We start from the raw sequence: 12,501 nt of genomic DNA, 5'->3' as shown, positions 1-12,501 counted from the left end.
GATTATTTCGCGGACTGACGGTATTGCTCAATAAGCTCGATAAAGTGGTCGAACAGCGGCGCCGCATCGTGCGGGCCTGGGCTCGCCTCCGGGTGACCCTGGAAGCTGAACGCCGGTTTATCGGTACGGTGAATCCCTTGCAGGGTGCCGTCGAACAGCGACTTGTGGGTCACGCGTAGATTCGCTGGCAGCGAGTCTTCATCCACCGCAAAGCCGTGGTTCTGCGCGGTGATCATCACCACGTTTCTGTCCATATCTTTTACCGGATGGTTGCCGCCGTGATGGCCGAACTTCATCTTAACGGTCTTCGCACCGCTCGCCAGCGCCAGCAGCTGATGGCCGAGGCAGATGCCAAATAGCGGAATGTCGGTTTCGAGGAATTTCTGGATAGCAGTAATCGCGTAGTCGCACGGAGCCGGGTCGCCAGGGCCGTTTGACAGGAAGATGCCGTCCGGATTCATTTTCAGCACCTCTTCAGCAGAGGTCTGCGCTGGCACCACCGTCAGGCGGCAGCCGCGATCCACCAGCATACGTAGAATGTTGCGCTTGGCGCCAAAATCGTAGGCCACCACATGGAACGGCAGGTCATCCTCAGATTTCGCTTCCGGTAAACCGTCTTTCAGCGTCCAGCTACCCTGCGTCCAGCGGTAAGTTTCCGTCGTGGTCACTTCTTTCGCCAGATCCATACCGTTCAGTCCAGGAAATGCTTTCGCTTTTTCCAGCGCCAGCTTCGCATCCGGGCTATCGCCTGCAATGATGCAGCCGTTCTGTGCGCCTTTCTCACGCAGCAGTCGGGTCAGCTTGCGGGTATCGATATCAGCAATCGCCACAATGTTATGCCGTTTGAGGTAAGAAGAGAGGTCTTCGGTGTTACGGAAGTTGCTGGCAATCAACGGCAGATCGCGAATCACTAAACCTTGCGCATGAACCTGAGAAGATTCTTCATCGGCTTCATTGGTGCCGACATTACCAATATGGGGATAAGTAAGAGTGACGATTTGGCGGGAATAGGAAGGATCAGTGAGGATTTCTTGATAACCGGTCATTGAAGTATTGAAAACGACTTCCCCAACCGCCGAACCTGTTGCCCCTATGGCCCGACCGTGAAACTGGGTTCCGTCTTCCAGAACCAATAGCGCTGACTTAATCAAAACACCCTCCAGAGAATATTCACTCACTTTATTTGCATATTAATTCATTCAGTCAGTATGAAGCAATGCAAATTTGCTTACCCGTGGATTTCTGGCAAACGGCGGCATTCTGAAGTTAAGCCGGATAAAAGTCAACTTAAAGCGGGTATTTTTTATGTTATTTTGCACATTATAAGGAAGTTATTCTGTTTAAGAGGCAAAAAGATCAACTAAGTGACGATAGAAAACGCTTGCGCTTCCTTGAGTTCGCAAAAAACTGGCTGCCATGATAAAAAGTGGACCAAATGGTCAAATTTCACATTAAAACAACAAAAAAAAACGATAAAAATTCATTTAATAGCCATTAATGTTATTAAATTAATAAAAATTCAAAATTAAGCAAATTAACAAAAAAAATAACTTAAAAATCAACTTGTTATAAAAATAAAAAACAAATCAATCGCATCATAAAATCACAAAAAACAGCAAGTTAAGACAATATAATGATAACTCCAATTTAGATATAAAGATCTAACTTCTTTTTCTTTAAGACTAGCGCATACGATTGGACCACAACCAGCCTCACTACAGCATAAAAAAGCCAACCTATTGAAGCAAAAGAGATAAAACGATCCCGTGGAACAGCACTACCCCCCCAATGGATATCAGTCTTATCAGTCTGGTCGAGGTGCCTTTTGCATACGGTAAGCCACTGCGGCAGAACATGTCGTGGGCGAAGAAACTGTCGAAACATGAATGGCGAAAGTCGTTATTTATCTGGCCGAATAACCGGGGGGCAAAAAAACAAAAGGGCAATAATATATTGCCCTTTGTAATCAATTAATCTTGATTACCACAACCACATCACGAAGGTATTTAGTCGCTATAATACATCCAGCCCCAGCACATCCCGCATGTCAAATAGCCCATTTTTCTTCGTTTTTAGCCATAACGCCGATCGCAACGCGCCATTTGCAAACGTCATGCGGCTGGAAGCTTTATGCGTAATCTCTACGCGCTCGCCAATATCGGCAAACATCGCGGTATGTTCGCCGACGATGTCGCCCGCCCGAACGGTTGCAAAGCCAATCGTTCCCGGTACGCGCTCGCCGGTATAACCTTCACGCGAGTAGACCGCGCAGTCCTTCAGATCTTTATCCAGCGCCCCGGCGATTGCCTCGCCCATTGCCAGCGCCGTACCCGACGGTGCATCCACTTTATGGCGGTGGTGCGCTTCAATAATTTCAATATCGCTATAGTCGCCCATTACCTTCGCGGCTTTCTCCAGCAGCTTGAGCATGACGTTAACGCCGACGCTAAAGTTTGCGGCGAAAACGATCGCAATCTCTTGCGACGCCTCGCGAATGGCCTGTTTACCGGCGTCGTCAAAGCCGGTAGTACCAATCACCATCCCTTTACCATGCTGGCGGCAAAACGCCAGATGCGTCAACGTGCCTTCCGGACGGGTAAAATCGATGAAAACGTCAAAATCATCTTTTACCGCCTCAAGGCTGCTTTGAACGATCACGCCGGACTTTCCCGCCCCTGCCAGTTCGCCAGCATCGCTGCCCAGCAAGGAAGAGCCTTCGCGCTCCAGCGCGGCACCCAGCTGAACACCTTCCATCGCCATGGCGGCCTGGATTAACTGCCGTCCCATGCGGCCACCGGCGCCGGCAATGGCGACGCGGATTTGTGCTTCATGCATAGCTATTCTCTTTTGTAAAAATTGCGTAAACCGTTTTCAGAGTAACCAGCGCGCCCGGAGGCCGCCATCTAAAATCGCCGATAATTAGAAATTAATGATAAACAGGGAGCGATATCAGTAAAAGACATGATTCATCCCGCAGGATGAATCATTGCTGGAGAGAATGAAAGAAGAGAAACTTACTCAGGATAGAGGGAACCGGCAGGAAAATGACTTAAAAACCAGGTCACTGCCAGTAAATCCGCGCTACCGCCAGGGCTTAAGTTACGCAGGATGAGTTCATCATCAAGGGACTGCATCGCTTCAATGCCCCCCTCAACCAATACGCCCCCTTGCCACAATAATTTTTGTGCCTGCTGCTGCACGTAGTAAAGCCCTTCCAGGCCTCCCCGTGACACCAGATTGGTATCATCATTCCACGCCATCAGATGCAACAATGTTTGCAGTAGGGCAAGATGGGTATCGTCATGCTCCTGCACGACCCGGTTAAACACCGGCAAAGCCTGCGTTCTGACGGTTCGAAAACCGCTTTCCGCTTCTCCCCGCGCGCCCGACAGGCCATAACACTGGAAATGGGTTTCACTCTTTGTCAGTTTTCCCGCTTTTTTTGCTGAGAGCTCGTGGGCAACAATATTCCGACTCAGGCGGGCAACCTGGTCGCAGATACGATTTTGCTCCAACGGTTCTCCCCGCGCGAGAAGTCGGCCAATCGCTGCGCTCAGCAGGCCAAAAGCGAAAATCGCCCCGCGATGGGTATTCACACCATTGGTCGCCTGTAGCATATCGTTCTCACAGGCCATCCCCAGCGGACGCAGCATCACCAGGACATTTTCTGCCGCCAGCGCCGCCGTGTTGTTGCCCATGATAAAAAACTTTTCCATCCACGGAGCAATGGCGGTAGTGCTACGTTCAAATGCCGCCAGATCCATATCCCTATGCGCTCCCGAATTACGAATATCGACCAGACCGGGTTTTGGTGTCAGCCTGGCTTCCGTCAGCAGCGCTCTTGCAACCAACCCATTAAGTTCGCCAGCCGCCAGCGATGAGTACGCTGGCGTACGCCGTTCAGTCACAACGCTCACGTTCATAGCATTCAATCCTTCGTGCAATTTCATCCAACAAAAGGTCAAGGGTGTGATGCTTGCCCCGGGCACAGAGATGAGCATCCTGCTGGCATATCAAACATGGCCGGGCAGGATGCCCGAGTTCACGGCGTGATAGCGACTTACCGTCGCTATCAATAATGTCGATGTCCCAAAGCCGCCCTAACGGATGGCTCATCTCTAGTGTCGACATGTGCTGTTTCAACGCCATTGCCGGCGCACAGACCGCTGCCATCCATTCCGGGCCGCTGCGTTCATTTACCTGCATTTCCCAGACGTTGACCCACTCCTTCTGTTCGCAAAGCGCCAGTATTTCGGCAATTGCGTAATCGGCGACACGCCGCCAGACCGCTGAGTTTTTAACGGCGCCCGGTGCAACCAGCGTGAGGGAAATCAACGGTAGCCGATAGCAGTTCAACGCCTGACGCTGCCTGGCGGCACGTTTATCGCGCGCTTGTAGCATCTCCTCCAGCGTAACTGCCTGGCCCTGGTACAGCAGGTCTGTGCCCTTCATCAGCCTTTAACCTGGCGAATCACGTCAATCACTGAACCGTCGCGATAACGCACCACAGCCACCACCCGATCGGTAAACTCAATCGGCTGCGGTTTACCGGTCAGTTGCTCAGCGCGCTGTTGCAGTTGTTCGATGGTCATCAGCGCCACGCCCGCAGCACGCAGGTTATCAAGCAGATCCTGACGCGCAGGGTTCACTGCAATACCATGGTCGGTAACCAGCACATCAACACTTGCCCCAGGCGTGACGGTAGTCAGCACTTTTTCCACCACACATGGGATTCGGCCACGGACCAGCGGTGCGGTAATAATGGTGAGATCGGCCCCTGCTGCCGTATCGCTATGGCCGCCCGATGCGCCACGCAGTACGCCGTTTGAACCGGTCATCACGTTAACGTTAAAATTCACGTCAATTTCCAGTGCGCTCAGCATCACCACATTCAGGCGTTCGCATGCCGCGCCTTTAGAGGCGGGGTTCGCGTATTGATTGGTTGAAATTTCAATATGATGTGGATTCTGCGCCAGAGAACGGGCTGCATCGCCATCGAATGATTGCGTATCCAGCAGCGCTTTGATCAACCCTTTCTCATGCAGATCCACCATGGTGCCGGTGATCCCGCCCAGGCCAAAACTCGCCGTAATGTTGTGCCGACGCATTTTGTCTTCCAGGAAACGGGTGACCGCCAGAGATGCGCCACCGGTGCCGGTTTGCAGCGAGAAACCGTCACAAAAATAGCCCGAGTGTTCGATCACATTGGCCGCCTGCCGGGCGATCAACAGTTCACGCGGGTTGCTGGACAGACGAATCGCGCCCGCGGTGATTTTTTCCGGATCCCCTACCTCATCCACCTGCACGATCAAATCAACCTGATCCTGCGCGATACTGGCCGGATAATTGGGGAACTCGACCCACTCTTCAGTCAGGAGCACCACGCATTTAGCGTACTGCGCATCAACCTGCGCATACCCTAAAGAGCCGCAGCGTGACTTGCCGCTAAAACCGTTCGCATTACCAAATTCGTCGCAGCACGGCACGCCGAGGAAAGCGACATCAATATTCAGCTCACCGCTCTGAATCAGTTTTACGCGGCCGCCGTGAGAGTGGATCTGTACCGGGTTTTCCATCAGGCCAGCGGAGATCTCTTCCCCTAACTTGCCGCGCAGCCCGGAGGTGTAAATCTGCCGCACCACGCCATTTTTAATGTGTTCGATAAGCGGCCAGTGGGCATCAATTAATGAGCTGGAGGCAAGCGTCAGATCGCGGAATCCCATTTCCGCCAGCTTCGCCATCACCATATTGACGACTTTGTCGCCACCACGAAACGCATGGTGGAAGGATATCGTCATGCCATTTTTAAGCCCGGAACGACGGATAGCCTCTTCAAGCGAGTCACAAATTTTACGCCGACGCTTTTCCGTTTCACTGGCAAGCCACGGGCTGTTCGCTGTTACCCCCTGGTAGGGCTGTAATCCTTCCGGTACGACATATTGCTGGTTGAGCATGGTTACAGTCTCTTTCATGGTTCCTTCCTTAATCACGAATACCGGAAGCCGACAGCGCCACCACTTTGCGCGCGTGGTCGATAATCGGGCCGTCAATCATTTTGCCGTTGAGTGAAACGACGCCCAGACCGCGAGACTCAGCCTCTTCAGCGGCGGCAATCACCTCATACGCATGCTCAACTTCTTTACGTGTCGGAGAATAAGCCTGATGTAACAGCTCAATCTGACGTGGGTTCACTAAGGACTTACCGTTAAAACCAAGCCCTTTCGCCAACTGCACTTCCTTCAGGAAGCCTTCTTCATTATTGATATCCGACCAAACGACATCATAGGCGGCAATACCCGCAACGCGCGCCGCATGCAGCACTGCGCAGCGGGCGTAGAACAGCTCGGTGCCATCGCCCCGGCTGGTGCCCATATCCATCACGTAATCAAATGCCGCCAGCGCAATTGCCACCATGCGCGGGCTGGAGGTGGCGATGTCGACGGCATTGACCACGCCTTTCGCTGATTCGATCGCCGCCATCAGCCTGGTACTGCCAACTTCACGTCCACATTCACGCTCGATCCGTTCGACCTGCGCTTCCAACTCCAGCACATCGTTTTTGCTGTCGGTTTTCGGTAGACGCACGATATCCGCGCCACCACGCACGACGGCTTCAAGATCGGCCAGACCGAACGGCGTGTTCAGTGGATTAATGCGCACCACTTTTTCAACATCCTGATAGAACGGATGTTGAAGCGCGTGATGGACTAAAAGACGGGCGGTATCTTTCTCACGTAATGCTACGGCGTCTTCTAAGTCGAACATCACCGCGTCCGCACCATAGACAAACGAGGTGCTCAACATGGCCGCATTTGCGCCGGGAATAAACAACATACTGCGACGAGGTCTCATAGCGCACTCCATTGAATTTCCGTTTGTTCTGCAGCGCGCAGCGCCGCCGCCTGCACTCGGGCGCGTAAAATACACTCCAGCGCGCCTTTATCATCGACGCTAACCAGCGCACGTTCGACGCCCAGCTTCGCCAGCGTTTCGCGCACGACTTGCTCAATCGCCGCGCCAAACTGCTGCTTCACCAGACTCTCTAGCTCCAGCCGAATTCCTGGCTCGCTGGATGGACCAATCCTGATCATCACATCGCTGGATTCCAGCGTGCCTGCCAGGGCATCTTTAATGATTTTCATTAGTTATATTCCTTGTTAACGGTGTTACGTCATATGGTTTCAGTGTGTCTGGCGGCATGCCGCTGCAGATATGCCAGGGTGCCAGCAGGCACCAGCGCGCTTATCGCCGGCCAATTACGTTCGCTATACAGTTTTCTGACGCGAGAGGCGGAAATAGCCACGCCGTTTTTCTCCACCCGCGCCAGCTCGACGACCTCAATAACCGGGCCGCTGCGCTTCGGATCGTGCAAAATGTCGTGCATTCGCTGGTTATAGGCACAGGTCAGCGGACAAAACGGTTCACTGCCGACAAAACGATGGGTAATCCCCAGCGCTGGAGCCAGATGTTCACGGAAGAGTTGCAGATCGATCTGGCAATAGCAGTCGTCCACAACCCCTTTTTCTTTGAGGAAATAGCCGGGAAAGGTCGCACGCGAGATCATATAAGCGGAGCCGGGATGCAACGTGACGTTGTCAATGCCCGCGATTCCTTGTTCGATCAGCGCCCAACGGTCGGTATAGGAAAAAAATGAAGCATCTTCTTTGACCACAAACAGATGCAACCAGTCACAGGCCGCAGCCGCTTGCTCCACCAGATAACGGTGGCCCAAGGTAAACGGATTGGCGTTCATGACGATGGCGCCGATCGTTTTTCCCGGTTGACGATAAAGCGCCAGTTGGCGACAAAAGCGCGCTAACCGTTCACTGCTGTTCTCCATTAACACCGCCAACTCACCTGCCTGCGCAATGGGCCAAAACCCCGCGCCAGAAAATAGCAACCGATTTTGCGGCTTAGTGAACAGGAAAAGCTCGCTGCGGTTTAACTCGTAGGCCAATGTAAGCAGCTCAGTCAGCAATTTGAGGCTGAGCCCTTCCCCCTGTAAAACCGGGGAAACAGCGATGCATTTCAGTACGTTCCCGGCCAGCGAGCCGCATCCAACTATCTCACCCTGCCAATATGCGCATACCGCGATTTCACAATCGTCTTCCAGGGCAAGTCCCACGTCCTCCAGAAACATGGCGACCGACTCGCGACGCAATACATCCTTTTGCAAATAAATGCGTTTAAATATTAGATTCACTCTATTCTGCATCCGTCAGCAAATAACGTCGCATATTTCGCCAGCGTTTGTATTACTCGTCTGGAATAGACATCACACTTTCCCCCTTGCTTTTATAAGCTTTATGGTTTTTATTTCCTTAATTAACCAGAGTTAATAAAAATAATTAAATTAATTAAAAACACAACCATTCAGTGAAGATAGTCACATCTCATGGTTCATTGAATTTATTAGTATGCGCGGGTCTTGTTATCCATCAATACACAGGAAAATGTTTATGACCAACATGACCCAGGCTTCGGCGACGGAGAAAAAGGGGGCTAGCGATTTACTCAGATTCAAAATCTTTGGTATGCCGCTACCGCTTTATGCCTTTGCATTAATTACTTTATTACTTTCTCATTTTTATAATGCTATACCGACTGACTTAGTCGGTGGTTTTGCCCTTATGTTTGTGATGGGGGCCATTTTTGGTGAAATCGGCAAACGTTTACCGATCTTCAATAAATATATTGGCGGCGCACCGGTTATGATATTTCTGGTTGCAGCTTATTTTGTCTATGCTGGCATATTTACGCAGAAAGAAATTGATGCGATCAGCAACGTAATGGATAAAAGCAACTTCCTTAACCTGTTTATCGCAGTGTTGATCACAGGCGCGATCCTGTCGGTAAACCGTAAGCTGCTATTAAAATCACTGCTGGGCTATATCCCAACCATCCTCGCCGGGATTGTCGGCGCGTCCCTTTTCGGTATCGTCATTGGTCTGTGCTTCGGTATCCCGGTCGACCGTATCATGATGCTGTACGTTCTGCCGATTATGGGCGGTGGTAACGGCGCGGGCGCCGTGCCTCTGTCTGAAATTTATCACTCGGTTACCGGACGTTCTCGCGAAGAGTATTACTCAACGGCTATTGCTATTCTGACCATTGCGAATATCTTCGCCATTATTTTCGCCGCCCTCCTCGATATGATAGGCAAAAAATACACCTGGCTTAGCGGTGAAGGTGAGTTGGTTCGTAAGGCTTCCTTCAAAACCGAAGATGATGAAAAGGCCGGTCAGATTACCCATCGTGAAACGGCGGTTGGCATGGTGTTATCCACCACCTGCTTCCTGCTGGCCTATGTTGTTGCCAAGAAAATTCTGCCAAGCATCGGCGGCGTCTCTATTCACTACTTCGCCTGGATGGTTCTGATTGTTGCTGCGCTGAACGCATCAGGTCTTTGCTCACCGGAGATTAAAGCCGGGGCGAAACGTCTTTCTGACTTCTTCTCCAAACAACTGCTGTGGGTGCTGATGGTCGGTGTGGGTGTTTGCTACACCGATCTGCAAGAGATCATCGATGCCCTGACGTTCGCGAACGTAGTTATCGCCGCAATCATTGTGGTCGGCGCAGTCGTTGGCGCAGCTATCGGGGGCTGGTTGATTGGCTTCTACCCGATTGAATCATCCATTACTGCGGGTCTTTGTATGGCCAACCGCGGCGGCTCCGGCGATCTGGAAGTGCTCTCCGCCTGTAACCGTATGAACCTCATTTCATATGCACAAATTTCCTCTCGTCTGGGCGGCGGTATTGTGCTGGTTATCGCTAGCATCGTGTTCAGCATGATGGTGTAAAAAAACGCACGGCGGTGTCTTTGCCGCAAACGACCTGGAGAAAAGTAGAGGCCAAAGCCAGAGGTGGCCAAGGGAAATCCACTCTACTCCTTAGCCGGATTCACCAGGAAGGTTGTCGTCAAGGCCACCGTCGTGCCTCTCATTATGGAAAATGATTCATGAATGAAGCTGTACTACTGGGTGAAGGTTTCACCCTGATGTTTTTAGGGATGGGGTTCGTGCTGGCGTTTCTGTTCCTGCTGATTTTCGCCATCCGCGGCATGTCCGCCGTGATTACTCGCTTCTTCCCGGAACCCGTCGCCGCGCCCGCACCGCGCGCCGTTCCCGCCGTGGACGACTTCACCCGCTTAAAGCCGGTGATTGCCGCCGCCATTCACCATCACCGCCTTAACGCTTAATTCCCGGAGGGATCCATGACTATTGCCATTACCGACGTCGTCCTGCGTGACGCCCACCAGTCCCTGTTCGCCACCCGCCTGCGTCTTGACGATATGCTGCCGATTGCCGCCCAGCTCGACGACGTGGGCTACGGCTCCCTCGAATGCTGGGGCGGCGCCACCTTTGACGCCTGCATCCGTTTCCTCGGCGAAGACCCGTGGGTCCGCCTGCGCGAACTCAAAAAAGCCATGCCCAAAACCCCGCTGCAGATGCTGCTGCGCGGCCAGAACCTGCTCGGCTACCGCCATTACGCCGATGACGTGGTGGAACGCTTCGTTGAACGCGCGGTGAAAAACGGCATGGATGTGTTCCGCGTCTTCGATGCCATGAACGACCCGCGCAATATGAAAGCCGCACTGCAGGCGGTGCGCAGCCACGGCGCCCACGCCCAGGGGACCCTGAGTTACACCACCAGCCCGGCGCACACCCTGCAGACCTGGCTGGATTTAACCGAACAGTTGTTAGAGACCGGCGTTGACTCGATTGCCATCAAGGATATGTCCGGCATTCTCACGCCGATGGCGGCGTATGAGCTGGTGAGCGAAATCAAAAAACGTTTTGAGGTGCGCCTGCACCTGCACTGTCACGCCACCACCGGGATGGCGGAGATGGCCCTGCTGAAGGCTATCGAGGCGGGCGTCGACGGCGTCGACACGGCAATTTCGTCCATGAGCGCCACCTACGGCCACCCGGCCACCGAAGCGCTGGTGGCGACGTTGGCAGGTACTGAGCACGACACCGGGCTGGATATCCTGAAGCTGGAAAATATCGCCGCGTACTTCCGCGAGGTGCGCAAAAAGTATCATGCCTTTGAAGGCCAGCTGAAGGGCTACGACAGCCGTATTCTGGTGGCCCAGGTACCGGGCGGAATGCTCACCAACCTCGAAAGCCAGCTGAAGCAGCAGAACGCGGCGGACAAACTCGACCAGGTGCTGGCGGAAATCCCCCGCGTGCGCGAGGACCTCGGCTTTATCCCGCTGGTGACCCCAACCTCGCAGATTGTCGGCACCCAGGCGGTGCTCAACGTCCTGACCGGCGAGCGCTACAAAACCATTGCCAAAGAAACGGCGGGCATTCTGAAAGGCGAATACGGCCACACCCCGGTGCCGGTGAACGCCGCGTTACAGGCCCGCGTGCTGGAAGGGGGCGCCCCGGTGACCTGCCGTCCGGCGGATTTACTCAAACCGGAACTGGCTGAACTGGAAGCGGACGTCAGGCGCCAGGCGCAGGAGAAGGGCATTCAGCTTGCGGGAAACGCCATCGACGACGTGCTCACCGTGGCGCTGTTCCCGCAGATTGGCCTGAAGTTCCTTGAGAACCGCCACAATCCGGCGGCGTTTGAGCCACTGCCGCAGGCGGAAGCCGCGCAGCCGGTGGCAAAAGCAGAGAAGCCTGCCGCCTCCGGTATCTACACCGTGGAAGTGGAAGGTAAGGCCTTTGTGGTGAAGGTCAGCGACGGCGGCGATATCAGCCAGCTGACCGCAGCCGTTCCTGCCTCCGCGCCAGCCGCTGCCGCTCCGGCAGGCGCAGGCACCCCGGTCACCGCGCCGCTGGCGGGCAATATCTGGAAGGTGATTGCCACCGAGGGCCAGACGGTGGCCGAAGGCGATGTGCTGCTGATTCTGGAAGCCATGAAGATGGAAACCGAAATCCGCGCCGCGCAGGCCGGGACGGTACGCGGTATCGCGGTGAAGTCCGGGGACGCCGTCTCCGTGGGCGACACCCTGATGACGCTGGCGTAACGGAGAACTGAAATGGAAAGTCTGAACGCCCTGCTTCAGGGCATGGGGCTGATGCACCTTGGCGCAGGCCAGGCCATCATGCTGCTGGTGAGCCTGCTGCTGCTGTGGCTGGCGATAGCGAAGAAGTTCGAGCCGCTGCTGCTGCTGCCGATTGGCTTCGGCGGGCTGCTCTCCAACATCCCGGAAGCGGGCATGGCGCTGACCGCGCTGGAGAGCCTGCTGGCCCACCACGACGCCGGGCAGCTGGCGGTGATTGCCGCGAAGCTTAACTGCGCGCCGGACGTGCACGCCATCAAGGAGGCGTTAGCGCTGGCGCTGCCGTCGGTGCAGGGCCAGATGGAAAATCTGGCGGTGGACATGGGCTACACGCCGGGGGTGCTGGCGTTGTTCTACAAAGTGGCGATTGGCTCCGGTGTCGCGCCGCTGGTCATCTTTATGGGCGTGGGCGCGATGACCGACTTCGGCCCGCTGCTGGCCAACCCGCGCACCCTGCTGCTGGGGGCGGCGGCGCAGTTCGGCAT

The 12,501-nt window shown here is 54.2% G+C and carries 12 protein-coding genes; 4 read left to right on the top strand and 8 right to left on the bottom strand.

The features are described from left to right. Nucleotides 1–2: 2 nt before the first annotated feature. The 8 genes from carA to citC form a co-directional block, all read right to left on the bottom strand. Nucleotides 3–1,151, bottom strand: a complete 1,149-nt coding sequence (carA, locus tag NA197_RS21595; protein WP_058116220.1) for a glutamine-hydrolyzing carbamoyl-phosphate synthase small subunit — start codon at nucleotides 1,149–1,151, stop codon at nucleotides 3–5. Between the two features lie 862 nt (nucleotides 1,152–2,013). Further along, the gene (gene dapB, locus NA197_RS21590) at nucleotides 2,014–2,835 is read right to left on the bottom strand and encodes a 4-hydroxy-tetrahydrodipicolinate reductase (RefSeq protein WP_000544030.1); all 822 of its coding nucleotides are present in this window, start codon (nucleotides 2,833–2,835) and stop codon (nucleotides 2,014–2,016) included. A 179-nt stretch (nucleotides 2,836–3,014) separates the two neighbouring features. Then, nucleotides 3,015–3,923 (bottom strand): triphosphoribosyl-dephospho-CoA synthase CitG, encoded by a 909-nt coding sequence (gene citG / locus NA197_RS21585; protein WP_001103238.1) that lies wholly within the window; start codon nucleotides 3,921–3,923, stop codon nucleotides 3,015–3,017. Then, entirely contained in the window at nucleotides 3,901–4,452 is a 552-nt protein-coding gene (gene citX / locus NA197_RS21580; protein ID WP_000679050.1) for a citrate lyase holo-[acyl-carrier protein] synthase, read from the bottom strand. The genes citG and citX overlap by 23 nt, the downstream gene beginning before the upstream one ends. Then, the gene (gene citF, locus NA197_RS21575; RefSeq protein ID WP_000665573.1) at nucleotides 4,452–5,972 is read right to left on the bottom strand and encodes a citrate lyase subunit alpha; all 1,521 of its coding nucleotides are present in this window, start codon (nucleotides 5,970–5,972) and stop codon (nucleotides 4,452–4,454) included. Before citF ends, citX begins: the two co-directional genes overlap by 1 nt. A 10-nt stretch (nucleotides 5,973–5,982) precedes the next feature. Beyond that, nucleotides 5,983–6,852, bottom strand: coding sequence for a citrate (pro-3S)-lyase subunit beta (gene citE / locus NA197_RS21570; protein WP_001247811.1), 870 nt, complete (start codon nucleotides 6,850–6,852; stop codon nucleotides 5,983–5,985). Then, a complete protein-coding gene (citD, locus tag NA197_RS21565) occupies nucleotides 6,849–7,142 on the bottom strand; it encodes a citrate lyase acyl carrier protein (protein ID WP_000691461.1) in 294 nt (97 codons plus the stop codon). The genes citE and citD overlap by 4 nt, the downstream gene beginning before the upstream one ends. Nucleotides 7,143–7,171: 29 nt before the next feature. Beyond that, nucleotides 7,172–8,215, bottom strand: a complete 1,044-nt coding sequence (gene citC / locus NA197_RS21560) for a [citrate (pro-3S)-lyase] ligase (RefSeq protein ID WP_074181626.1) — start codon at nucleotides 8,213–8,215, stop codon at nucleotides 7,172–7,174. Nucleotides 8,216–8,459: 244 nt separating this feature from the next. Here citC and citS point away from each other — a divergent pair, with 244 nt between their 5' ends. The 4 genes from citS to NA197_RS21540 form a co-directional block, all read left to right on the top strand. Continuing rightward, on the top strand, nucleotides 8,460–9,800 hold the full coding sequence (gene citS, locus NA197_RS21555) for a citrate/sodium symporter CitS (protein ID WP_000183602.1): 1,341 nt from the start codon (nucleotides 8,460–8,462) through the stop codon (nucleotides 9,798–9,800). Between the two features lie 158 nt (nucleotides 9,801–9,958). Next, nucleotides 9,959–10,198: an oxaloacetate decarboxylase subunit gamma gene (locus NA197_RS21550; protein ID WP_001762501.1), complete on the top strand. Its 240-nt coding sequence runs from the start codon at nucleotides 9,959–9,961 to the stop codon at nucleotides 10,196–10,198. Nucleotides 10,199–10,213: 15 nt separating this feature from the next. Further along, complete coding sequence (gene oadA / locus NA197_RS21545; protein WP_208215173.1) at nucleotides 10,214–11,980, top strand: sodium-extruding oxaloacetate decarboxylase subunit alpha; 1,767 nt, start codon at nucleotides 10,214–10,216, stop codon at nucleotides 11,978–11,980. 12 nt (nucleotides 11,981–11,992) lie between these two features. Beyond that, on the top strand, nucleotides 11,993–12,501 hold a 509-nt coding region (locus NA197_RS21540), incomplete at its 3' end, for a sodium ion-translocating decarboxylase subunit beta (protein WP_039511461.1).

The organism is Salmonella sp. NW884, assembly GCF_051700745.1.
Taxonomy (GTDB): Bacteria; Pseudomonadota; Gammaproteobacteria; order Enterobacterales; family Enterobacteriaceae; genus Salmonella; species Salmonella enterica.
This window is presented reverse-complemented; position numbering and strand designations above follow the sequence as displayed.